Annotated in this window: 18 protein-coding genes; 9 read left to right on the forward strand and 9 right to left on the reverse strand. The window is 73.5% G+C overall.

Going from position 1 to position 24020, the window contains the following annotated elements:
* Positions 1-95: acyl-CoA dehydrogenase family protein (locus tag AB0Q96_RS38340; protein ID WP_132919430.1), on the forward strand; the 95-nt coding region annotated here is incomplete at its 5' end.
* 25 nt (positions 96-120) lie between these two features.
* Here the strand turns inward: AB0Q96_RS38340 and AB0Q96_RS38345 are convergent.
* A complete protein-coding gene (locus AB0Q96_RS38345; protein ID WP_365333920.1) occupies positions 121-1365 on the reverse strand; it encodes an LCP family protein in 1245 nt (414 codons plus the stop codon).
* Between the two features lie 173 nt (positions 1366-1538).
* On the opposite strand from AB0Q96_RS38345, the gene AB0Q96_RS38350 reads away from it, so the two are divergent.
* Positions 1539-2072 (forward strand): acyl-CoA thioesterase, encoded by a 534-nt coding sequence (locus AB0Q96_RS38350; protein WP_365333873.1) that lies wholly within the window; start codon positions 1539-1541, stop codon positions 2070-2072.
* A gap of 46 nt (positions 2073-2118) precedes the next feature.
* Here AB0Q96_RS38350 and AB0Q96_RS38355 read toward each other — a convergent pair whose 3' ends face one another.
* Positions 2119-3492, reverse strand: a complete 1374-nt coding sequence (locus AB0Q96_RS38355) for an LCP family protein (RefSeq protein ID WP_365333875.1) — start codon at positions 3490-3492, stop codon at positions 2119-2121.
* 222 nt (positions 3493-3714) lie between these two features.
* Here AB0Q96_RS38355 and AB0Q96_RS38360 point away from each other — a divergent pair, with 222 nt between their 5' ends.
* The gene (locus AB0Q96_RS38360) at positions 3715-4731 is read left to right on the forward strand and encodes a glycosyltransferase family 2 protein (RefSeq protein WP_365333877.1); all 1017 of its coding nucleotides are present in this window, start codon (positions 3715-3717) and stop codon (positions 4729-4731) included.
* Positions 4732-4810: 79 nt separating this feature from the next.
* Here the strand turns inward: AB0Q96_RS38360 and AB0Q96_RS38365 are convergent, their stop codons facing one another.
* From AB0Q96_RS38365 to AB0Q96_RS38380, 4 genes are all read right to left on the reverse strand, one after another.
* Positions 4811-6535 (reverse strand): LCP family protein, encoded by a 1725-nt coding sequence (locus tag AB0Q96_RS38365; protein WP_365333879.1) that lies wholly within the window; start codon positions 6533-6535, stop codon positions 4811-4813.
* A 53-nt stretch (positions 6536-6588) separates the two neighbouring features.
* Entirely contained in the window at positions 6589-8325 is a 1737-nt protein-coding gene (locus tag AB0Q96_RS38370) for an LCP family protein (protein ID WP_365333881.1), read from the reverse strand.
* Positions 8326-8593: 268 nt separating this feature from the next.
* On the reverse strand, positions 8594-9964 hold the full coding sequence (locus AB0Q96_RS38375; protein WP_365333922.1) for an LCP family protein: 1371 nt from the start codon (positions 9962-9964) through the stop codon (positions 8594-8596).
* Positions 9961-10716, reverse strand: a complete 756-nt coding sequence (locus AB0Q96_RS38380) for a TIGR03089 family protein (RefSeq protein ID WP_365333883.1) — start codon at positions 10714-10716, stop codon at positions 9961-9963. The genes AB0Q96_RS38375 and AB0Q96_RS38380 overlap by 4 nt, the downstream gene beginning before the upstream one ends.
* Positions 10717-10852: 136 nt before the next feature.
* On the opposite strand from AB0Q96_RS38380, the gene AB0Q96_RS38385 reads away from it, so the two are divergent.
* The 3 genes from AB0Q96_RS38385 (at position 10853) to AB0Q96_RS38395 (ending at position 14677) form a co-directional block, all read left to right on the forward strand.
* On the forward strand, positions 10853-12487 hold the full coding sequence (locus AB0Q96_RS38385; protein ID WP_365333885.1) for an N-acetylmuramoyl-L-alanine amidase: 1635 nt from the start codon (positions 10853-10855) through the stop codon (positions 12485-12487).
* Between the two features lie 76 nt (positions 12488-12563).
* Complete coding sequence (locus AB0Q96_RS38390) at positions 12564-13682, forward strand: NDP-sugar synthase (RefSeq protein ID WP_365333887.1); 1119 nt, start codon at positions 12564-12566, stop codon at positions 13680-13682.
* Between the two features lie 38 nt (positions 13683-13720).
* Positions 13721-14677, forward strand: coding sequence for a DNA-3-methyladenine glycosylase 2 family protein (locus AB0Q96_RS38395; protein ID WP_365333889.1), 957 nt, complete (start codon positions 13721-13723; stop codon positions 14675-14677).
* A gap of 9 nt (positions 14678-14686) precedes the next feature.
* Here the strand turns inward: AB0Q96_RS38395 and AB0Q96_RS38400 are convergent, their stop codons facing one another.
* The 3 genes from AB0Q96_RS38400 to AB0Q96_RS38410 all read right to left on the reverse strand — a co-directional run bounded on the left by AB0Q96_RS38400 (position 14687) and on the right by AB0Q96_RS38410 (position 17560).
* On the reverse strand, positions 14687-15967 hold the full coding sequence (locus tag AB0Q96_RS38400; RefSeq protein ID WP_365333924.1) for a coenzyme F420-0:L-glutamate ligase: 1281 nt from the start codon (positions 15965-15967) through the stop codon (positions 14687-14689).
* A 74-nt stretch (positions 15968-16041) separates the two neighbouring features.
* Positions 16042-17010: a 2-phospho-L-lactate transferase gene (cofD, locus tag AB0Q96_RS38405; RefSeq protein WP_365333891.1), complete on the reverse strand. Its 969-nt coding sequence runs from the start codon at positions 17008-17010 to the stop codon at positions 16042-16044.
* Between the two features lie 13 nt (positions 17011-17023).
* Positions 17024-17560, reverse strand: a complete 537-nt coding sequence (locus AB0Q96_RS38410; protein ID WP_365333893.1) for a cysteine dioxygenase family protein — start codon at positions 17558-17560, stop codon at positions 17024-17026.
* A gap of 670 nt (positions 17561-18230) precedes the next feature.
* Between AB0Q96_RS38410 and AB0Q96_RS38415 the strand changes: the two genes are divergently transcribed.
* The 3 genes from AB0Q96_RS38415 (at position 18231) to AB0Q96_RS38425 (ending at position 23988) form a co-directional block, all read left to right on the forward strand.
* Positions 18231-18494, forward strand: a complete 264-nt coding sequence (locus tag AB0Q96_RS38415) for a WhiB family transcriptional regulator (protein WP_365333895.1) — start codon at positions 18231-18233, stop codon at positions 18492-18494.
* A 209-nt stretch (positions 18495-18703) separates the two neighbouring features.
* Complete coding sequence (locus tag AB0Q96_RS38420) at positions 18704-22465, forward strand: glycosyltransferase family 2 protein (protein WP_365333897.1); 3762 nt, start codon at positions 18704-18706, stop codon at positions 22463-22465.
* Positions 22462-23988 (forward strand): DUF5719 family protein, encoded by a 1527-nt coding sequence (locus tag AB0Q96_RS38425; protein ID WP_365333899.1) that lies wholly within the window; start codon positions 22462-22464, stop codon positions 23986-23988. The genes AB0Q96_RS38420 and AB0Q96_RS38425 overlap by 4 nt, the downstream gene beginning before the upstream one ends.
* The last annotated feature ends 32 nt before the right edge of the window (positions 23989-24020 follow it).

Genomic DNA, 24020 nt, shown 5'->3' on the forward strand with positions numbered 1-24020 from the left:
CCGTCGAACGCATGATGCGCGACGCCAAGATCACCCAGATCTACGAAGGCACCAACCAGGTCCAGCGCATCGTCATGGCCCGCAACCTCCCGTAAGGGAGGCGCGCGAGCCGGTCACGGGTCAGCGGTCCGAGCTGACCGTGACCGGCTCGTCGTTGTGGATCTGCTCGACGAGCTGCTTCACCTTCGGCATGTCCCAGCGCAGCGAGTTCTGCGGGGCGGTGCCGTTGATCGGCATGTTCATGGACTTGCCGTCGCCGCCGCTGATGCCCTTCATGGCGAAGAACATCTTGCCGAGGTCGTACAGCGACATGTCCTTGTCGACGATCAGCGTGTCCAGGCCCGCGCCGAGCGTCGGGTACAGCGCGAACGGGTTGAGGATCGTGCCCGGCGTCGCCGCCTGGTTGGCCAGCGCCGACAGGAACTTCTGCTGGTTCTTCGTCCGTGCCAGGTCGGACTCGGCGAAGGCGTAGCGGGTACGGACGAAGGCCAGCGCCTGCTCGCCGTTCAGGGTCTGCGTGCCGGCCTGGAAGTCCGCGCCGGACTTCTTGTCCTTGAAGCCCTTCTCGATGTTCAGCTCGACGCCGCCGAGCGCGTCCACGATGTTCGCGAAGCCGGCGAAGCCGATCTCCGCGTAGTGGTCGATGCGCAGCCCGGTGTTGAACTCCACCGTGCGGACGAGCAGTTCGGGGCCGTCCATCGCGTACGCGGCGTTCAGCTTGGAGCCGCCGCGCTCCGCGTACTTCTTGCCGGACTCCGAGCCCACGAACGAGGGGATCGTCACCCACGAGTCACGGGGCAGCGAGACCATCGTGTTCCCGCTGGAGCAGGCCGCGAGGATCATCATCGAGTCGGTCCGCTTGCCCTCGGCGGAGCCCGTGTGCAGCTTCTTCTTCTCCTCGGCCGACATGCCCTCGCGGCTGTCGGAGCCGACGATCAGGTACGTGGTGCAGTCGCCCTCGGACGGGCGCTCGATGACCTTCGCCAGGTCGACCTCGTTGCGCATCCGCGAGCTGGCCCACGCGTAGGTGCCGACGCTCCAGCCGACCACGGCGATCGCCAGCACGATCGAGCCGATCTTGGCCCGGCGCCGCCAGTCGGGCCGGGCGGCCGGCCCGCCGCCGGGGTACGGGGCGTACTGCGGGGGCACGGTGCCCTGCCCGCCGCCCCGGCCGCCGCCCTGCGGGGCGCCGTACACCTGGGCGTCGTTGTAGCCCGAGTCGTAGCCGCTGCCCTGTGCCTGCGTGAAGCTGGGGTTGTACCCCTGGTCGTACTGCGGCTGCTGCCCGTACTGCTGCTGCTGCGGCTGCCCGTACGGCTGCTGAGGCTGCTGCTGGGGGACCTGCGGACGCTGCACGTGGCGCATCCGGCGGGGTCCCTCGGGCTGGGCGTCGGGCCAGTCATTCATGTGGACCAGTCTGCCGTCAGGCACGGCCGCCCCGACAGGCCGGGTGGGGAATCGGGTCGGCGCTGTTGCCAAGCTGATGCAAAGGGGACGGTGTCGGGACCGGGCGACGGACCAGGCATAAGGTAGAGGGCATGACAGATCAGGGCGACATCCCGGGCAAGCCCACCTCGGCGTCCCGCACCACGCTGAGCCACATCATGACCAGCCACGACACCAACCTCCTGGGCACGGTGCACGGTGGCGTGATCATGAAGCTGGTCGACGACGCCGCGGGCGCCGTCGCCGGCCGCCACTCGGGCGGGCCCGCCGTCACCGCCTCCATGGACGAGATGGTCTTCCTGGAGCCGGTCCGGGTCGGCGACCTGCTCCATGTGAAGGCCCAGGTCAACTGGACCGGCCGGTCCTCCATGGAGGTCGGCGTCCGGGTCATGGCCGAGCGCTGGAACGAGTCCACGCCCGCCACCCAGGTCGGCTCCGCCTACCTCGTCTTCGCCGCCGTGGACGGCGACGGCAAGCCCCGCCCGGTCCCGCCGGTCCTCCCGGAGACCGAACGCGACGAGCGCCGCCACCAGGAAGCGCAGATCCGCCGCACCCACCGCCTGGCCCGCCGCCGGGCGATCAGGGAGCTCCGCGAGCGCCGCGCCGCCGAGGGCTACGAGGACTAGGGCCGGTCGGGGCGCCGACGGGCGCCGACAGGTGCCCCGGGTGCCCCTAGGGGCACACCACCTGGTCCCCCGTCACCGCCTCGAACTGCCCCGACTGCGTCTCCCGTGCCCGGACCTTCACGACCCCCCGGTACTCCGCGCCCACCGTCACCCGCAGGGTCCCGCCCTGCCCCGGCACCGCCCGCAGCTCCGCACCCGGCAGGGCCGCCGCCAGGGACCGGGCCGAGCGGTCCCAGCGCGGGTCGAACTCCACGAGGGTCGGGCCCTGCTCCCGCCCGGCCCCGGTCCGCGGCGCCCGGGTCGTGTCGAAGCCGCTCGCCCGCAGCGCCTCGTCGACCCGCCCGCCGAGCCCGTCGGTCCGGGTCCCGTTGTAGACCTGCACCCGGATCGTCCTCGGCGCGACGTCCACCTCCACCGGCTGCGGCCCCTTCGGCGCGGCCGGCCGCTGCGGGGCCAGCGGACGGTCCTCGCGCAGCGACTGGAACAGCCGCTGCGCCTTGGCCGCGTCCCACTTCACGGTCGAGCCGATGCCCTTCACGGGGAAGCTCATCTGGCCGATCGGCACGGACACGAACTCCGAGGAGGCCGGCGTGAAGCCGCGCATCGCCTTCGCGAGGGCCAGCATCTGCTCCGTACCGAAGCCCTGGTCCGCCCGGACCGAGCTCAGCGCGGTCGCCGCGACCTCCCGGAACCGCACCGGGTTGAACAGCACCCCGCCGCTGGTCAGCCGGTCGATGAGGGCCGCCAGGAACTTCTGCTGGCGCTGCATCCGCCCGAGGTCGGCGGCGCCGTCGACATGCCGCGAGCGCACGTACTGGAGCGCCTGCCCGCCGTCGAGCTCGTGCGGCCCGGCCGGCAGGTCGAGCCCGGTGTACGTGTCCTTCATCGGCTTGGCGGTGCAGATCTGCACCCCGCCCACCGCGTCGACCGTCCTCATGAAGCTGGTGAAGTCGACCTCCAGATAGTGGTCGATCTTCACCCCGGTCATCGACTCGACCGTCCGCACGGTGAGCCCGGGCCCGCCCTCCGCGTACGCGGCGTTCAGCTTCACCGGGTGCGCGTGGTGGTGCCGGCCGGTGGTCAGGTCGGTGTGCTCGGGCATCTCGGCGTACGAGTCGCGCGGCAGCGACACGACGCTCGCCCGCTCCCGGTCCTCGGAGATGTGCACCAGCATCACGGTGTCCGTGCAGTGGCAGGGCGCGCCGCCGAGCCGGTACTTCGCCTTCTCCTCCGGGGTGATCCGGTCCCGGCCGTCGGTGCCGACGACCAGCACGTTCATCCCGTTCCCGGCCTGCGGGCGGTTCTTCATGTCCTTGAAGGGGTCGACCCGCGTGATGCCGGTGTCCAGGCTCGTCACGACGGCGTGCCCGATCCCCCCGGCGGCCAGCACGACCACCGAGAGCGTCGTCGCCATCCGCATCCCCCACCTCGGCCGCCGGGGCCTCCGCCGCTTCCCCGCCGGCCTCCGAAGGGCGGGAACGGGGCCGGTGGCGGGCCGGGGACGGGGCGTGCGGGGCGGTGGGGGCACCGGGGGACACCTCCGCGGGTGTGACAAGGGGACCGTGAGCACCGTAGGCCCATACGATCAGCGCCACCCGGCGACGCGCGCCGGTGTCCCCCGTTCGCGGTAACGTGGCGGGCGATGAACGCCAATCCCCCTGTCTCCGTGATCATGCCGGTCCTCAATGAGGAGCGGCATCTGCGCAACTCGGTCCGTCACATCCTCGAGCAGGAGTACGACGGCGAGATGGAGGTGGTGATCGCGCTCGGACCGTCCACGGACCGCACCGACGAGATCGCCGCCGAGCTGGTACGCGAGGATCCCAGGGTCCACACCGTGCCGAACCCCACCGGTCGTACCCCCGCCGCCCTCAACGCGGCGATCAAGGCGTCCCGTCACCCGATCGTGGTGCGCGTCGACGGCCACGGCATGCTGTCGCCGAACTACATCGCGACCGCCGTCCGGCTCCTGGAGGAGACCGGCGCGCAGAACGTCGGCGGCGTCATGCACGCCGAGGGCGAGAACGCCTGGGAGGAGGCGGTCGCCGCCGCCATGACCTCCAGGATCGGCGTGGGCAACGCGGCCTTCCACACCGGCGGCGCCGCCGGCCCGGCCGAGACCGTCTACCTGGGCGTCTTCCGCCGCGAGGCGCTGGAGCGGGCGGGCGGCTACAACGTGGAGTTCATCCGCGCCCAGGACTGGGAGCTGAACTTCCGCATCCGCGAGGCCGGCGGTCTGATCTGGTTCTCGCCCCAGCTGCGCGTCCAGTACCGCCCCCGGCCGTCCGTGCGGGCGCTGGCGAAGCAGTACAAGGACTACGGCCGCTGGCGGCACGTGGTGGCCCGCTACCACGAGGGCTCGATCAACCTGCGCTACCTGGCGCCGCCGGCCGCGGTCTGCGCGATCGCCGCGGGCCTGGTCGTGGGCGCCGCGCTCACCCCGCTCGGCTTCGTGATCCCGGCCGGTTACCTCGCGGCGATCGTCGCGGGCTCCGTCCCGGCGGGCAAGGGCCTCTCGGCGAAGGCCCGGCTGCGGATCCCGGTGGCGCTGGCCACCATGCACATGTCGTGGGGATACGGCTACCTCACCAGCCCCCGCTCGCTGGCACGGAAGGTCATCGCGAGCAAGCGCCCCGCGGTGACGAGCGAGACGGTCTGACCGGACCCCACCCGCACACGGCGACGGCCGGGACCCCTTCTCGGGTCCCGGCCGTCGCCGTGTGCGGGTGAGGCGGGCGTCAGCTCTTGCCGTCCCACTTGTAGACGGAGTAGACGTCCATGCAGGCCACCTTGTCGTCGGCGCCCTCGGGCAGGTCGCCCGCCGCGATCTGCTGCTTCTTGTAGGTGGTGCCCTCACGCCAGTCCGAGCCGATCACCAGGGTGACGGCCTCCGCCTTCGCGTCGGCGCGCACCGCGGCGTCCGGCAGGCCGAGCGACTTGGCCACCGAGGCGGCGTTCGCCCTGCCCTGGTCGCCGTCGGCCTTCGGGTAGAGGACCACGCTGTCCTTGCGCGGCTCCGGGGTCCGCGAGGACTCCGCCCGGCCGAAGCCCTTGCCGCGCAGGTGCTCGGCCATCGTGCCGGCCCGGCCCTCGGCGGCGGACTGGCCGTCGCCCGCGGTGCCGTTGACGACCGTGACCTTGAAGGAGCCGGGCTCCTCGGCGGCCGTCTTCGGCGGTGCCGAGGTGGTGCCCTTCGGCTTGCCGCCGGCCGCGTCGCCGTTCTTGTCGAAGGCGACGTCCTCGCGGAGCATCGACCACATCTTGTCGGCGGAGCTCTGCACCATCTGCAGCTTGTCGCGGTTCTGCGGCCACTCGACCGTCGGCACCGTCGCCGTCGTGAGCCGGTCCATCTTCACGTTCTTCAGCTGCATCGACAGGTCGAACAGCTTCTTCACGGTGCCGATCTCGTCCGAGACCTGGAAGGCCTTGGTCGCGACCTCGGCGAGGCCCATGAGACGCCCGGTGTCGGTCCAGGCGTTCTGCCCCTGGAGCTTCTTCATCAGGCCGTTCATGTACATGTGCTGGGCCTTGGCGCGGCCCTGGTCGTTGCCCCAGGCATGCCGGGTGCGCAGCCACTGGAGGGCCTGCTCGCCCTGGACGTCGGTGGTGCCCTTGGGCAGCTTCAGGCCGGAACCGCCGTGTACGAGCCTGGTCGAGCGGTCCCAGACGCCGGTCTTCACACAGACCGGGACGCCGCCGACCTCGTCGGCCATCGACACCACACCGGCGAAGTCGATCATCATCCAGTGGTCGATGTAGATCCCGGTGAGCTTCTCCCAGGTGGTGAGGGTGCAGCCGGGGCCGCCGCGGCCGAGCGTCTCGTTGATGGGCGAGCTGGTCGTGGCGGGGTAGGTCTTGCCGTCGTCGCCCTTGCACTGGGGGATCGGCACGATCGTGTCGCGCGGTATGGAGACGATCGAGGCGTTCTTCCGGTCCGCCGACACGTGCAGCAGCATCTGGACGTCGGCCAGCGGGGCGCGGTCGCGGTCGTCCTTGCCGCCGCCGAGGGCCACGTTCTTGGCGTCGGCGCGGCTGTCGGAGCCGATCAGGAGGATGTTCAGCGCGGTGTCGCCGAGCGCGTTCGGGGCGCCCTTCTTGACGCCGCTGTCGCCGCCCGAACGCCCGCCGCTGCGGATGTTGCCGTTGAGGTGCTCGTAGTACAGGTATCCGGCGCCGGCCGTGCCGAGTATCAGCAGCGACAGCGTCGCCGCCACCCAGCGCAGCACCTTGCGCTTGCCGGGTTTCCTGCCGCGCCGGCGCGGGCCGCCGCGCCGATGGCCGGACCGGCCGTCACCGCCGCCGTCACCGTCGCCGGAACCGCCGCCCCCACGACGCGAGCGGGGCACACCGGCACGTCGGCCGGTCTCCTCGTCGCCCTCGTAGAGGGTCTCGTCCCAGCCCAAGTCGCGGGCGTGCGGGGCGCGTTCTCGCGCCCCCTCCCGTCGCACGCTGCTCTGTCCCACCCCAGGTCTCCTCGTCATTCAGGTGCGGCCCAAGGCCGGATAGCTCGTCCGGGTCACTTCGCGCACACCTGCTTGTCTGCCGTCTGCGCACCTTCCGGCGCCTTCGCCGGTCCGGTGAGGGGCACCCCCGCGCCCTTGAAGTCCGCGCCGAGGACGAGCGTCATGGGCTCGCGTTCCCCGGCGTCCTGCGTGCCCGGCTTGAGAGCCGAGGCGGGCAGACCCATCAGGTCCGCCAGCTTGCGGGCCTGATCGGCCTGGTTCGGTGCGTAGGTGAGCGTGGTCGCGGGCGCCTTCTCGGGGGCGTTGCTCTTGTTGGTCGACCTCGTCACGCCGTGCTCGTTCTGCAGCCAGTTGAGGGTGGACTGCGCCGCGCCTCGGATCCCGCTGCCGTTGTAGACGTCGACGCGGACCTCGTGGGCGGTGGAGCGGGTGCCCTTGAGGAGCGCCGCCTGGGCGTTCTTGGCGTCCGCCTGCTTCTTCTTCACCTCGGTGAGCGAGGTGTCGGACTGCATCATCGCGAAGAGCTGCGGGGCCTTCACCGGGTCGGGGACGACCGTGATCGGCTTGGGCTCGGCCGGGTTGTCGATGACCGGCATGGTCATGAACGTGATGTTCTTGGTGTCGATCTTGGCGAGTTCCAGGGCCAGGGACTTGAGCTTGGAGATGCTCCCTATGCCGGTGTCGACGGTGAGCGCGTTGGTCGCGGCGTCGGCGAGGTCGTACAGCTTGGTCGGGGACGTGAGCGTGTCGTCCGACTTCATCTGCCGGATCATCGAGCTGAGGAACTGTTGCTGGACCTTCATGCGGTCCAGGTCGCTCTCGTTGCCGAAGCTGTGCCGGGTGCGGACGAAGGCGAGGGCCTGCTCACCCATGATGGTCGACTCGCCCTCGGGCAGCTTGAGGTGCGACTTGGGGTCGTTCACCGGCTTCGCCACGCACACCTTCACGCCGCCGACGGCCGTCGTCATCTCCTTCACGGCGTTGAAGTCGGCCATCATGAAATGGTCGATGGTGAGACCGGTGATCTCCTTGACGGTCCGCATGGTGCAGCCGGGGTCGCGGTCGGACTGGCCGAGGCTGATGTTGAAGCGCTCGTTCGTCTGGCCGGGGATCTTCTTGACGGAGCCGTCGGGCTGCTTCGTCTCGCACTCGGGGATGTCGATCACCAGGTCGCGCGGGATGGACATCGCCGTGGCGTTCGTCCGGTCCTTGGAGACGTGGAAGAGGATCGTGGTGTCCGCGTGGCCGGGGCTGTTCTTGTCGCCGTAGCCCGCGTTGCCCTCGCCGGTCCGCTTGTCGGTGCCGATGAGGAGGATGTTGAAGGCCTCGTCCTTGCGGAAGCCGCCGCTGCCCGCGCCGGCCACGTCGACGGTCTTGATGTTGCCGTCGAAGTGGTTGTACAGCGCGTAGGCCCCCGCGGCGCCGCCGACGAGCACGAAGGCCATCGTGCCGCCGGTCCAGATCAGGACCTTCTTCTTCCTGGACTTCTCGGGCCTGCGCTTGCGCCGGCCGACGGGCGGCTGCCCGCCCGCGTCGGTGGTGCGCCGGCGGCGCTGCCCGGGCACGGGCGGCGCGGTCTCCGGGGCAGGGGCGCTCCGCGGCTCCCGCCCCTCGCGGCCTCTCTGGCCGGGCGCGGTGCCGCGGGCCCCCGGGCGCGGGTGGGACGGAGCCTGCCGCGACTGCCCAGCGGAGCGGTCCAGTCGCAGTTCGTAGTTGCCGGTCTGCGGGTTGAGCACCCACTGGTCGGCGGGGTCGATCTCGTCCGCCCGTCCACGGCTGTGCGCGTCCACGGTTACTAGAGTCCTCCGTCGGTGCCACACGCGAAGCGCCTCCCCCTCGGGCGCTCGGTCCTTCGATCCGTCGAGTGCGCGACCACGAGGTCGTGAGCACCGGATCGCGTCACACTATCCGCCCAGTTCAGCGTGGGGCGACGTCCGTGACAAATTGCACGCCCCTTACAACCGGGCAATTTGCTCAAACCTCATACTGTGTGGTCCTCCCCTTTGTCCCTGCTTTGCCATTCGTGTCGGCTCGCCCCCTTCGTGCCCGCCTTCCGGCTCACCCCGGGCACCCTCCGTCCGCCGCGTTCCGGCCGGCGAAGGACGGCGTCTCCGAGGGGCTCGGGCCGCCGTCGCTCGGGTCGGACTTCCCGTTGCCCCCGGGGCGTACGGTCACGGGCTTGTCGGCGCGCAGGGCGGCGAACAGCCGGTCGGCGTCCGGCTGTACCAGTTCGTCCCGGTTCGCGTTGTACGTGTAGGGGCGCCGGGGCACCGTCAGGAACTGCACCTTCTCCGTGGGGATCGCCCGCATCGACCGCGCCAGGTCGTACAGGTCCCGCAGCGAGTCGAGGCCCGGGTCCGTCGTGATCGACTTGGTGGCCGCGTCCAGGACCGGGTAGAGCCGGGTCGGGTTGAGCAGCACGCCGTCGCTCTGGACCTTGTTGACCAGGGCGCCGAGGAACATCTGCTGGCGGTCCATCCGGTCGGTGTCGCTGCCGTTGCCGATCGACTTGCGGGCCCGTACGAAGCCGAGCGCCTGCTCGCCGTGGAGCGTCTGGCGCCCGGCGGGCAGCTTCAGATGGGCGTCGGCGTCGTCGATCGGCTCCTTGAGGCAGATCTCGACCCCGTTCACCGCGTCGACCATCTTCTTGAAGCCCCGGAAGTCGATCACCATGTGGTGGTCGATCCGGATGCCGGTCATCTTCTCCAGGGTGCGGATCGTGCACGCGGTGCCGCCGAACTCGAAGGCCCAGTTGAACTGCGCGAACTGCTCCCTGGTCCGGGTCCCGTCGGGCTTGGCGCAGCTGGGGATCGTCGTCATCAGGTCGCGCGGCACGGACACGGCGGTCGCCGAGGACCCGCCGCCGGACAGGTGGAGCAGGATCGTCGTGTCCGAGCGCTGGCTGCCCCCGTCCTGCCCGTACTTCCCGTTCCCGGCGCCGGCCCGGGTGTCGGAGCCGATGAGCAGGATGTTCCGCGCCGCGTTGACGGCGGGCGAGGGCCGCTCCTTCTCGTACTTGAGGAGCTCGGCCGCGGCCGTCGTGTCCGTCGTGATGTTGGAGTCCAGCTTGCGGTAGAACCACCAGCCGACCCCGGCCGCGGCCAGCACCACGAGCGCCACGGCCAGAGCGGTCCAGCGCAGCCAGTGCCTCTTGCGTCGCGGCGGCGAGTCTGCGCTGTCCGTGCTGTCCGTCACGTCTGCGTCCGTCCTTGATGGCGTCTTCGGCGCACCTGGAGGGCGTCGTCTCGCTGAAGTAGACGGTCGCTTCCGGCGCTTGGTTGTGCGGAAGGCATCGGTACCCCCCGGCCGATCATGTACCGGAGACGCCGCCGGGACCCGGGGACTCGGCGCGTCGATACGCCGGACGGGGGACGAAGCGGGCGTCCCCGCTTCGTCCCCCGTCCCCCCCCCGTCTCCCGGTCGGCTCAGTCGTCGAGCGTGACGGTCACCCGCTCGCTCTCCACCCGCTTGGCGAGCCCCTCGGCGCCCAGCTGGTCCAGGTTGCGGCACAGGACCACCGAGCCCCCGGCGGCCAGCGGGGCGTAGAGACCGGCGGAGAGCCCGGACCAGTCCGTGTACGGGCGTCCCGAGAGCAGTCGTCCGCCCGGCGCGAGCCCCAGCCCGGCGGCGTCCGCGCGGGCCCGCTCGACGAGCTGGGCGCCCGTCAGTTCCGTACCGTCGACGACGAGGGCGGGCGCATCGGGATCGACCGGCACGAACGGGGCGAACCGGTCGCCCTGTCCGGGTACCTCCACCGCGTAGTCCGCGTACCCCGCGGGCGGCGCGGGGAAGCGGCGGCCCAGCGGGGCGAGGGAGAGCGCGATCCGGTCTCCCGAGCAGGTCAGGCCCGCCTCCAGGCCCTCCGGCCCCGCGACGACGTAGTCGGCGTCGGCCGGGTCGCCGCCCACCTCCACGGTCACGCCCACGGACGAGCAGGCGAGCAGCCACACGGCGGTCTGCCAGTGCGCGGGCAGCAGCAGCGCGAGCCGGTCGCCGGGGGCGGCGGACAGCTCGCCCTGGAGCAGATTGGCCGTCTTGGCCACCCAATTGGCGAAGGTGGCCACCGACAATTCCACGCGTTCACCGGTGGCGTCGTCGTAGAAAGTGACCAAGGGGCGGGCCGGGTCCGCGGCGAGCGCGGATCGCAGCAGGTCGGCGGGGGTACGGTCGCTGGCGTTCACGCGGGCAAGCGTACGCGCGGCGCCCCGCGGGGTCCGCCGTACCGGTGACCCGGTCCACCGGTCGGCCCGACGGGGCGTCAGTTTCCGTGCGGATTCCCGGCGCGCGGAACGCCCGCCCGGTACGGACGATCGCCCCATGCGTGCCAACCTCGCCTCCTCGATCGCCGTCAGCTGCGCGGCGGTGCTCGCGCTGCCGCTCACCGCCGCGACCCCGGCCGGCGCCACGGGCGCCTTCCCGGCCGCGCCAGGGGCCGCGAGCGCGGCCCGCGCCGTGCCCTCCGCGGCCGAGCCCGCGGGCTCGACGCAGTCGCTCCCGCTCGAACCCCTGACCCCGGCCGCGGACGGTCCGCGCGACCGGGTGCTGGGCTCCGCCGCCGCGGCGGGGCAGGGGCTCGCCCGACGGGACGTCAGCCCCTTCTCCCTCGTCGGCGTCGTCTGGGACGACGTCCACGCCTCCCTGCGCGGCACGGTCCAGGTCCGCACCCGGTCCACCGGCGCCGGCGTCTGGTCCGACTGGCAGTCGGTCGAGACCCACAACGACGAACACGGCGCCGACCCCGGCACCGCCGAAGGCCACTCCCGCGCCCTGCGCGGCTCCACCGCCCCCCTGTGGGTCGGCGACTCGGACGGCGTCGAGATCCGCGTACGCCCGGAGACGAGCGGGCCGGGAGAGCACGCGGGGGAGGGGCCGGCGCCGGACGGGAGCGCGCCGGAGGAGCGTGCGCCGGATGAGCGTGCTCCGGACGGGTCCGCGCCGGACGGGTCCGAGCAAGGCGAGACCGCGCAGAGCCAGGCCGCGCCCGACCTGTACGCGCAAGGCGAGACCGCGCCGGACCGGCGTGCGCCCGACGGGTCCGCGCCGGACGGCCCCGCCCCGGAGAACGCCGAACCGGACGGCCCCGCCCCGCAGCCGACCCGGCAGGCCCCCGCCCCGCTCCCCGCGGGCCTGCGTCTGGAGCTGGTCGACCCCGGCCCCGAGCCGCCGGCCGACGAGTCCCAGGACCGCACCGTCCCGACCGCGGGTCCCTGGGCTGCCGGTACGGCCCAGGCAGCCCAGGCAGTCCAGTCCGCACAGGCCGCCGCCGCCCCCGCCGAACTCCCCGCCCTCACCCGCGCCGAGACCCTGGCCGCCTTCCCCGAGGCCGCCGCCGCGGCGAAGCCGTACATCGGGCCCCGGCCGCGGATCATCACCCGCAAGGGCTGGGGCGCCGACGAGCGGCTGCGGGAGAAGGGGTTCGTCTACACGAAGACGATCAAGGCGGTCTTCGTGCACCACAGCGCCACCGGCAACCGCTACACCTGCCGCCAGGCCCCCTCCGTGCTGCGCAGCATCTACCGCTACCACGTGAAGAGCAGCGGCTGGCGGGACTTCGGCTACAACTTCGCCGTCGACAAGTGCGGAAACATCTACGAGGGCCGCGCCGGCGGCGTCGCCAAGCCGGTCATGGGCGCCCACACCCTCGGGTTCAACACCAACAGCATGGGCATCGCGGTGCTCGGCAGCTACGGCGGGACCACCCCGCCGGCCGCGGCGGTGACCGCCGTCGCACGGCTGACCGCGTGGAAGCTGGGGCTGTACGGGGTGAATCCGCAGGGCAAGACGTATCTCACATCAGGCGGAGGAAACCTGTACAAGAAGGGCAGGAAGGTCAGGTTCAACGCCATCGCCGGACACCGCGACGGCTTCGCCACCGAATGTCCGGGCGCGCGCCTCTACGGAAAGCTCGGCACCGCCCGGTCGGCGTCGGCGAAGTACCAGGGGAGGCGCTGATGGGGTCGGGGACTCAACCATCTGCATAAACTGACCGGTCATATCGTACGGACGGGCGAACGGTGCCTCCCCGGCGATGAGACCGGAACCGAACAGGAAGCAGAGACGACAGGTGACAGAAGCGATCCTCCTGGTCGGCGGCAAAGGCACTCGACTGCGTCCCCTGACGGTCAACACGCCCAAGCCCATGGTCCCGGCGGCCGGCGTCCCCTTCCTGACCCACCAGCTGGCCCGCGCCCGCGCGGCGGGCGTGGACCACATCGTCCTGGCCACCTCGTACCTGGCCGAGGTCTTCGAGCCGTACTTCGGGGACGGCTCGGAGCTCGGCCTGAGCATCGAGTACGTGACCGAGACCGACCCGCTCGGCACCGGCGGCGCGATCCGCAACGCGGCCTCGCACCTGCGCTCGGGCCCGGACGCCCCGGTCCTCGTCTTCAACGGCGACATCCTCACCGGCCTCGACATCCGCGCGCTGCTCGGCACGCACGAGTCCTCCGGGGCGGACGTCTCCCTGCACCTGACGCGGGTCGAGGACCCGCGGGCGTTCGGCCTGGTGCCGACCGACCCCACCGGCCGCGTCACGGCCTTCCTGGAGAAGCCGCAGACGCCCGAGGAGATCGTGACGGACCAGATCAACGCGGGGGCGTACGTCTTCCGCCGGTCGGTCATCGACACCATCCCGACGGGCCGCCCGGTCTCCGTGGAGCGCGAGACCTTCCCCGAGCTCCTCGCCTCCGGCGCCCACCTCCAGGGCATGGTCGACAGCACCTACTGGCTCGACCTCGGCACCCCGCAGGCCTTCGTCCGCGGCTCCGCCGACCTGGTCCTGGGCCGCGCCCCCTCCCCGGCGGTCCCCGGCCGCTGCGGCGACCGGCTGGTCCTGGACACGGCCGTCGTCGCGGCCGACGCCAAGCTCACCGGCGGTACGGTCATCGGCCCCGGCGCGGTCGTCGGCGCGGGCGCCCGGATCTCCGGCTCGACGGTCCTGGCGGGCGCGGTCGTCGCCCCCGGCGCCGTCATCACCGACTCCCTCATCGGCGCGGGCGCCCGGATCGGCGCCCGGACGGTCCTGACCGGCGCCGTCATCGGCGACGGCGCGGACATCGGCGCGGACAACGAACTCCGCGACGGCGTCCGCGTCTGGTGCGAGGCCACCCTGCCCGCGGGCGCGGTCCGCTTCTCCTCGGACCAGTAGCGGACCCGCCGGCGGGGGCGCCCCGTACGCTCGTAGACATGGCAGGCCGCTTCCCACCCGAGACCACCCGCATCACCGTGCGCGGCGGCCACGTCCCCGTCCCCGGCGCCGAGGCGGCTCCCCTGGACCTGGGCCTCACCCTCGGCCCGCTCCGCCGCGGCCCCGCCGACCCCACCTTCCGGGTCACCCCGGACGGTTCGGTCTGGCGGGCCAGCCGCACCCCCGACGGGGCCGGCACCCTGCGCGTACGGCTCGACGCGGGCGCGGCGAGCGCGGAGGCGTGGGGGCCCGGCGGGCCCTGGCTGCTCGACCGGCTGCCGGGCCTGCTCGGCGCCGAGGACGACCCGGCCGCCTTCGTGCCCCGCCACCGGCTCCTCGCCGCGACCCACCGGGCCCGCCGCGGCCTGCGGCTGACCCGCACCGGGCTGGTGCTGGAGTCGCTGATCCCGTCGGTCCTGGAGCAGAAGGTGACGACGGACGAGGCCTACCGGTCCTGGCGGACGCTCGTCCGGAAGTACGGCGAGCCGGCCCCCGGCCCGGCCCCGGAGGGCATGTACGCGATGCCCGACGCCCGCACCTGGACCAGGATCCCGTCCTGGGAGTGGCACCGGGCGAACGTCGACGGCAGCCGCTCCGCGACGATCGTGCGCGCCGCCCGCGTGGCGCACCGCATGGAGGAGGCCGCCGCGATGGACCCGGCGGCGGCCCGCGCCCGCCTCGAACTCGTCCCCGGCATCGGCCCGTGGACCTCCGCGGAGACGATCCAGCGCAGCAACGGCGCCCCCGACGAGGTCACCACCGGCGACCTCCATCTGCCCGGCATCGTCGGCTGGGCCCTCGCGGGCGACCGCACCGCCGACGACGCGGCCATGCTGGAGCTGCTGGCCCCCTACGCGGGCCAGCGCCACCGCGCCGCCCGCCTGGTCCTGCTCAGCGGCCGGGTGCCGCCCCGCCGGGCGCCACGGATGACGCCCGGCGACATCACGCGCCTGTGAGGGCGGTGCTCAGCGCACCTCGATGAACGCTCCGGCCTGCCGCGCCGGGCGTTCCTTCGGCGGCGCCGCCGGGCGTCCGACGGCGACCGCGCCCATCGGGTCCCAGCCCTCCGGCAGCCCGAGCGCCTCCCGTACGACGTCCCGGCAGAACATCGTCGAGGACACCCAGGCCGAGCCGAGCCGCTCGCCGGCCAGCGCGACCAGCAGGTTCTGCACGCCCGCGCCGGCCGCGACCACGAACATCTCGCGCTCGGCGGCGTCCCGGCGCGGGTCCCCGTAGTGGTGGGCGCCGTCCATGACGAGGCAGGGCACGATCAGGTACGGGGCGTTCCGCAGCACGTCGCCGCGGCGGACGCGCCGGGCGACGGACTCCTCCGAGCGCCCGTCGGCCCGCAGGTCCGCGATCCAGGCGTCCCGCATCGCGTCGAGCAGCCGCAGCCGTGCCCCGGCCGATTCGAGCAGGACGAAGCGCCACGGGGTGGTGTGGTGCGGGGCGGGTGCCGTGACGGCCGCGGCGACGGCCCGCCGTACCGCCCCCGGGTCGACCGGGTCGTCGGTGAACTCCCGTACGGTGCGCCGCAGCGTCACCGCCTCCCGGACCGCCTCCGAGGTGCCGAGCCGGAACATGTCGTCGGCGGCGTTCCGCACCAGCGCCCGGGCGCCCGGCTCCTCGTCACCGGCGACGAGGTGCGGCAGTCCGCGCACGACGGCGACGGGGCGGCCGGTGGCCTTGCCCTTCACGAGGTCGCCCGCGGCGGCGAGTTCGTCGCCGGTGGCGACCACGGTCACGTTCAGCTCGTTGCCGTGGGAGTCGGTGACGCCCCGCAGGTCGTCCAGGACCCGCACCCCGGCGGCGCCGATGGCGACGTCGGTGAGCCCGCCGCGCCAGGGGCGCCCGAAGGTGTCGGTGACGACCACGCCCACGTCGACGCCCAGCGCCTCGCGCAGCCCGGCCCGGATCCGGCGGGCCGAGGCGTCCGGGTCCTCGGGCAGCAACAGCACGGTCCCGGCGGGGGTGTTGGAGGCGTCGACCCCGGCGGCGGCCATGACGAGCCCCTGCCGGTTCTGGACGATCCGCAGCGTCCCGCGCCGGGCGACGACCCGTACGGTCTCGGCGTCGATCGCCTCCTCGCGGTCGTCGGCGGCGATCATCCGCCCCTCGGCCTTGCTCACGATCTTCGAGGTGACGATCAGGACGTCCCCGTCGAGCAGCCCCGGCGAGACGGAGGCGATCAGCTTGGCGAGGTCGTCGCCGGCCGCGACCTCGGGCAGCCCGTCGAGCGCCCACACCTCGTACCGGGGGGCGCCGCCCCCGGCCGTCCCGGCCCGCCCGGTCCCCGTGGGCGTACCGTCCGCCCCGCCCGTCACGCTCCGGCCCCGTCCCGGACCTCCGCGGCGAGCGCCAGCGCCTCGCGGGCCATCGCGGCCGTCGCGTCCAGGTCGGTCATCATCAGCGGCACCGCGCGGCAGCGGATGCCCGCCGCCTCGACGTCGGCGACCGTCGCGGCGTCGACGGTGTCGACGAGCCAGCCGTCGACGAGCGCGGAGCCGTAGTGCCGGGCGACGGCCGCGGCCGTGGAGTCCACGCCGACCGCCGCGAGCACCTTGTCGGCCATGCCGCGCACGGGCGCGTCGCCGACGATGGGGGAGAGGCCGACCACCGGCGCGGGCGCGGCGGCGACGGCCTCGCGGATGCCGGGGACGGCGAGGATCGTGCCGACGGACACGACCGGGTTGGACGGCGGGAAGAGGATGACGTCGGCCTCGGCGATGGCCTCCAGGACGCCCGGCGCGGGCTTCGCCTGCTCGGCGCCGACCGGCACGACGGTGTGCGCGTCCACGGAGGCGCGCAGCTTCACCCAGTACTCCTGGAAGTGGACGGCCCGCCGCTCGCCGTCCACGTCGATCGCCACGTGCGTCTCGACGCGGTCGTCGGACATCGGCAGCAGCCGGACGCCGGGCTTCCAGCGGGCGCACAGCGCCTCGGTGACGGCGCTCAGCGGATAGCCGGCGCCCAGCATCTGGGTGCGGACGATGTGGGTGGCGAAGTCCCGGTCGCCGAGACCGAACCACTCCGGCCCGACGCCGTACGCCGCCAGTTCCTCCTTCACGGCGAAGGACTCGTCCTCGCGGCCCCAGCCCTGTTCCTCGTTGATGCCACCGCCGAGGGTGTACATCACGGTGTCGAGGTCGGGACAGACCTTGAGTCCGAAGAGATGGATGTCGTCACCCGTGTTGCCGACGACCGTGATCTCCGCGTCGGGCACGGCCTGCTTGAGGCCGCGAAGGAAGCGGGCACCACCGATGCCACCGGCCAGAACCACAATGCGCATGCGGAGCAGTCTGTCAGGCGGGTACGACTCCCGGGGCCGCCGGGGCGGCGGGGGAGAACGGGCCGGCCGGGGCGCACTGGGCGCGCAGGGACTCGTGCATCGGCATGTCGGTGAGGCCGGGGTAGTAGACGTGCAGGCTGACGGCCGGTTCGAGGGAGTCGTTGACGACCTCGTGGACGTACCCGGGCGCGAAGATCCGCTGCGCGCCGGCGCCGAGAGCGCGTACGCCTCGTTCCGTACGCTCCGTCAGGTCGCCCTCCAGGACGGTCAGCACGCCGGAGGACGCGCCGTGGTCGTGCAGGCCGCTGCCCTGTCCGGGCAGCCAGGAGAGCAGCCAGATCTCGTAGCCGGGGCCGGTGCGGAGCCGGTGGTACCAGCGGGTGGTGGCGTCGTACTCGACGTACGGGGCCCACGTGGCGCGGTCGGCGGCGAGCTCGCGGGCGAGACCGGCGAACTCGGCCACGGTGGCGGGGTGCTCGCGGGCGGGCTGCAGGAGGTGCGGGACCTCAAGGATGTCGCCGGCGATCTGAAGGTCGCTGTCCATGTTCATGGGTGCGGTGGTTCCTCGGCAGAAGTGCTGGGGTGTCGCGATGAGGGGGGTCACGCGGAGGTGACGGGGGCTGCGGCGGGGAGGCCGCGGCGAGGGTGCCGGAGCGCTGCGGGGGACGCGCGCGTCAACAGCTGGGACAGCAACAGCAACAGCGCGCCTGGACAGCGCTGCGGAACCCACGGGCGTGGGTCGCGGAGGGCGCTGCGGTCGCTGGCATGCCACCAAAGTGGCGGGAGGGACACCCGACTGTCAACTCAATGACCGATTTGGGGCTAATGTTTCACCTCATCCGGTTACTGTGCCCGGAGAAAGGTTTGTGCAGCGCGTGACCAGGAGAGATGGCGCAGCAACCGCGCCCGTGAACACGGCGGGGGTCCGTGACCGGACTGTGATCCGGATCGCTTCCGTGGCTGGATCGCAACAGGATCCAGCGCCTGTTCGTCCTCCTCTCTGAGGGCGTGGCGGTAGGCCAGGCTGGTGGCAAGTGTCACGGTTTTTGGTGATTTGAACACTTTCCGCATACGCTTGGTTCCGCAGAGTGAATACGGGGCCCAATAGCAGATCTCGGCTTGACTCGCACAGAGCACGAACTTGTAATTTCACTCGTGTCGTTCGGCCGAAATCGGTAGCGGCCACAGCACGGGGAAGCAAAGACAGACGAGGGGCGCACATGACCGAGACGTTCCAGGAACTGCTGGTCGAGGACGCGGAAGAGGAGATCGGCTGGCAGGAGCGCGCACTGTGCGCCCAGACCGACCCCGAGTCCTTCTTCCCCGAGAAGGGCGGCTCGACGCGCGAGGCCAAGAAGGTCTGCCTCGCCTGCGAGGTCCGCTCCGAGTGCCTCGAATACGCGCTGCAGAACGACGAACGCTTCGGCATCTGGGGCGGCCTGTCCGAGCGCGAACGCCGCCGCCTCAAGAAGGCCGCCGTCTGAAACCGGCCGGAACCGGCCGCCCCGCGGCCACCCCCGCGGCAGCCCGCGGCCCCACAGACAAAGACGTACACAACGAACGGTCCGCACCCTGTGCTCTGTCCACAGGCGGCGGACCGTTGTCGTGCCAGCCGTTAGTGTGGGCCTCCGTCCGAGACGCACCGCACCCACGCCCCTCGCGGGCGACCCCCGGCCGGAGGGCCCGCAGCTCGATGTCCTCAACTCCTGAGTTTCCGCGACACGTCGTCACCGCCGTGCTCGTCGCCCACGACGGCGCCCGCTGGCTGCCGGACGCCCTCGCCGGGCTGCTCGCCCAGGAACGCCCCGTACAGAACGTCGTCGCCGCCGACACCGGCAGCGCCGACGACTCCGCGCAGCTCCTCGCCGACGCGATCGGCGCCGACCGCGTCCTCCACCTCGCCCGCCGCACCGGATTCGGCGCCGCCGTCGAGGAGGCCACGCGCACCGCGCCCGCCCTCGGACCCGAGGAACTCCCGTACCTCAAGCGCCCCAGTGGCTGGGACCCGGTCACCAGGACCTGGCAGGACGAGGCGTACGAGCTGCCCGAACTCCCGCACGGCGAGCCCGTCCAGTGGCTCTGGCTGCTCCACGACGACTGCGCGCCCGAGCCCGGCGCCCTCGCCGAACTCCTGCGCGTCGCCGACTCCGACGCGCACGCCGCCGTCATCGGCCCCAAGCTGCGCGGCTGGTACGACCGGAAGCAGCTCCTCGAGGTCGGCGTCTCCATCGCCCGCAGCGGGCGCCGCTGGACCGGCCTCGACCGCCGCGAGCAGGACCAGGGCCAGCACGACCAGGTCCGCTCCGTCCTCTCCGTCTCCAGCGCCGGCATGCTCATCCGCCGCGACGTCTTCGAGGAGCTCGGCGGCTTCGACCGGCGCCTGCCCCTCATGCGCGACGACGTCGACCTGTGCTGGCGCGCCCACGCCGCCGGCCACCGCGTGCTCGTCGCCCCCGACGCCGTCCTGCGGCACGCCGAGGCATCCGCCCGCGAACGCCGCACCGTCGACTGCGCCGGCCGCACCGCCGCCGACCCGCACCGCGTCGACAAGGCCGGCGCCGTCTACACCCTGCTGGCCAACACCCGCGGCGCCGCCCTCCCGTACGTCCTCGCCCGCCTCGTCGTCGGCACCGTGCTGCGCACCCTCGGCTACCTCGTCGGCAAGGCGCCCGGCCAGGCCGTCGACGAGATCATGGGCCTCTTCGCCACCCTGCTGCGGCCCGAGAAGATCCTCGCCGCCCGCGGCCGGCGCAAGAACCCCGCCGTCCCCGCGAGCGAACTGCGCCCGCTGTTCCCGCCGCCCGGCGCCACCGTCCGCGCCGCCGCCGAACAGCTCACCTCCCACTTCGGCGGCGACGACGCCGACGCGGGCTCCCGGCACGGCGCCGTCGAGTCGGGCCCCGGCGGCGACGACGCCGACTTCATGGAGGTCGAGCAGTTCGCGCGCCTGAAGAAGGTCGCCGGCAAGCCCGGCCCGATCCTCTTCGCCGTCCTGCTCCTCGTCTCCCTCGTCGCCTGCCGCGGCCTCTTCGGCGGCGGCTCCCTCGCCGGCGGCGCCCTGCTGCCCGCCCCCGACACCGTCTCCGGCCTCTGGTCCCGCTACGCCGACGGCTGGCACGCCTTCGGCAGCGGCGGCACCCAGAGCGCCCCGCCCTACCTCGCCGTCCTGGCCGCGCTCTCCGCGCTCTTCCTCGGCTCGACCTCCTTCGCGCTGACCCTGCTGCTCGTCTGCTCGGTCCCGCTGGCCGGCTTCACCGCCTACTTCGCCTCCCGCGGCATCGTCGAGTCCCGGCTGCTCCGCGCCTGGGGCGCCGTCGCCTACGCCTTCCTGCCCGCCGTCACCGGCGCCCTCGCCGGCGGCCGGCTCGGCACCGCCGTCCTCGCGATCCTGCTCCCGCTCATGGCCCGCGCCGCCGTCGCCGCCCACGGCCTCGGCCGCACCGAGCGCGGCAGCTGGCGCGCCACCTGGGCGTACACCTTCCTGCTCACCTTCGCCATGGCGTTCACGCCGGTCGTGTGGCCGCTCGCCGTCCTCCTCGGCGTCGGCGTGCTCGTGTTCCGCCGCGACGACATCACCGCGTACGCGCTGCGCTTCCTCGCCACCGTCGGCACCCCGCTGCTCGTCCTGGCGCCCTGGTCGCTCTCCCTGCTGACCAGCCCCTCCGCGCTGCTCCGCGAGGCCGGCCTGGCCGTCCCCACCAGCGCGGCCTCCGCCCTCGACCTGCTCGGCACCAGCCCCGGCGGCCCCGGCACCACCGGCGGCCTCGTCCTCATCGGCCTCGTGCTCGCCGCCCTCGGCGCCCTGCTCCGCGAGGAGCGCGCCCTCGCCGTGCGCGCCGCCTGGGCCGCCGCCCTCGCCGGACTCCTCTTCGCCGTCCTCACCAACGGCACCGACGGCACCGGCTGGGCCGGACCCGCCACCCTCGTCTACGGCGCGGCCCTGCTCGCCGCCGGCATGATCGGCGCCGAGGGCGGCCGCACCCGCGTCGCCGCCCACGGCTTCGGCTGGCGCCAGCCCGTCGCCGCCCTCATCGCGCTCGCCTGCGCCCTCGGCCCGGTCGTCGCCGCGGCCGGCTGGATGATCGGCGGCGCCGACGGCCCGCTCACCCGCCGCGACCCGGTCCAGGTGCCGGCCTTCGTCGCCGAGGAGAGCGGCACCCGCGACCAGGCCCGCACCCTCGTCCTCGGCGGCGGCACGGCCGGCCGGGTCGACTACACCCTGGTCCGAGGCTCCGGCGCCCGCCTCGGCGACGCCGAACTCGCCGCGTCCGCCGGCGGCGACCCCCGCCTCGACGAGGTCGTCGCCCACCTCGTCGCCGGCTCCGGCGCCGACCAGACCCAGGAGCTCAGCGGCTTCGCGATCCGCTACGTCCTCGTACGGGACGGGGCACCGCGCTCCATGAGCCGCGTCCTCGACGCCACCCCGGGCCTCTCCCGGCTCAGCCAGCTCGACGGCAGCGCCCTGTGGCGGATCGACCGCGAGGTCGCCCGCGTCACCATCGTCCCCGGGACGAAGGGCGCCGCGCCCACCGCCGAGGCCCCCAGGACGGTGTCCGTCGCCGCCGGGCCCGTCGAGGCCCACACCGAACTCCCGGCCGGACCCGCCGGCCGCGTGCTCCGCGTCGCCGACCGCGCCGACGCGGGCTGGACCGCCACCCTCGACGGCAAGCCGCTCACCCCGACCACCGTCGACGGCTGGGCCCAGGGCTTCGAACTCCCCGCCGAGGCGGGCCGCCTGGACCTCACCTTCGAGGAGCCGCTCACCCACACCGCGTGGATCTGGACCCAGGTGGGCCTCGCCGTCGTCCTGCTCGTGCTGGCCCTGCCGGGCCGCCGCCGCGACATCGACGACGACCTGCCCGAGGAGGAGCTCGCCATCCCCGCCCAGGCGGCCGAGGGCGACGGCCGCCGCGCCCGCCGCCTCCGCGCCGCGGCGGAGGCCGAGGCCGAAGCCGGTGTCACCGGTACCGCCGGTACGGACACCGCCGGCACCGGCGTCGAGGGCTCCGGCTCCGACGCCCCGCCGCCGCACCCGGCCCCCGCCCCCGCCCCCGAGGCGCCGCCCGCCCAGGTCCCCGCGCAGCAGACGTACGAGCAGCAGGCGTACGCCCAGCAGCCCGCGCAGGGCTACGACCCGTCCCAGGCCGCGTACGCCGACGACCAGGGCTACTACCCGGCCCAGGGGCAGGAGCAGGTCCAGGGCCAGGAGCAGTACGCGTACCCGCAGCAGCAGCAGTACGGCGAGCCGTACGCGGAGCAGGGCTACGACCCGTACGCGCAGCAGTACCCGCAGCAGTACGACCCCCAGCAGTACCCCCAGCAGTCCTACGGGGACGCGTATCCCGACCAGTACGGGGAGCAGGCGTACGACCCCTACGGCTACGGATACGACCAGAACCGGCAGGGCCAGGACCCCGAGCAGCAGCAGCGTCCCGACGGGAGCAGCAACCAGTGAAGCGCACCACCCTCTCCCTGATCGCGGTCGCCACCGCCCTCGCCGCCGTCACCGGCGTCGCCTCCCTGACCGCCCCCGACGGCACCACGGCCCCGGCCGCCCAGGCGGCCACCCGGCTGCCCGTGGAGCGCACCAGCCTGCTCTGCCCGGCACCCAGCCGCTCCGAGGTCGCCGAGACCACCTACACCTCGTACACCCCGCCCGGCACCGGCAAGGGCCGGACCAGCGAGACGGGCGCGGGCAAGACGGTCCAGGCCGAGCTGAAGCCGGCCGCCGCCGTCGTCGCCCCCGGCGACACCCCGCCCAAGAAGCCCAAGACGGCCAAGGCCCCCGCGACCGTCACCAAGCCCGGCGCCCCCGTCACCGCCGAGGCCGACGGCGCCACCGCCCCCGCCCTCACCGGCACCGCCAACGGCACCCTCGCCCCCGGCTGGACCGTCCAGCAGACCACGGTCAACCCCGCCGGCGGCGCCCGCGGCCTGCTCGGCACCGGCTGCACCGCCCCGGACACCGACTTCTGGTTCCCGGCCGCCTCCACCGCCAAGCAGCGCCAGGACTACGTCCACCTCACCAACCCGGACGACAGCGCCGCCGTCGCGGACATCGAGCTGTACGGCCCGGAGGGCGCCCTCAAGTCCCAGATCACCGAGGGCATCCCCGTCCCGGCGCACTCCAGCGTCCCGGTGCTGCTCCCGACCCTCACCGGCGACCCGGCGCAGCAGGACGTCACGGTCCACGTGACCACCCGCAGTGGACGCGTCGGCGCCGTCATCGGCGCGGCCGACGACAAGCTCGGCAGCGACTGGCTGCCCGCCTCCGCCGACCCGTCCGGCACCGCCGTGCTGCCCGGGATCCCCGGCGACGCCACCTCGGTGCGGCTCGTGGCGTACGCGCCGGGCGACGACGACGCCGACCTGAAGGTCCAGCTCGTCACCCCGACCGGCACCATCGTCCCGGCCAGCGCGTCCTCCCTGCACGTGAAGTCGGGGATGACCGCCGCCGTCGACATGAAGGACCTGATGCGCGGCGAGCCCGGCTCGCTGCTGCTCACCCCGGCCGACCCGAAGAAGGCCACCCCGGTGGTGGCCGCGCTCCAGGTGGTCCGCGGCAAGGGCGAGCGGCAGGAGATCGCCTTCATCCCGGCGGCCGGCGCCATCGAGGGCCGCGCGACCGTCGCCGACAACCGCGCCAAGGGCTCCACGCTCTCGCTGACCGCCCCCGCCGCCGGCGCCGAGGTCCGGGTCACCGCCTCCGCGGGCTCCCAGGGCGGCACCCCGGTCACCAAGATGCTCACGCTCAAGGCGGGCACGACCACCACCCTGGCCGCGCCGGTCCCCGAGGGCCTCAAGGGCGCCTACGCGCTCACCGTCGAGCACGTCTCGGGCGGCCCGGTGCACGCCTCGCGCATGCTGGAGCTGCCGCGCGACGGCGTCCCGATGTTCACGATCCAGACCTTCAACGACGACCGCGGCAGCGTGGAGGTCCCGGCGGCCCGGCAGAACCTGTCGGTACTGGACGACTGACCGAGGCGGGCGGCGGCCGCCGGACTTCCCGT

It is taken from the genome of Streptomyces sp. NPDC093111, from assembly GCF_040683955.1.
Taxonomy (GTDB): domain Bacteria; phylum Actinomycetota; class Actinomycetes; order Streptomycetales; family Streptomycetaceae; genus Streptomyces.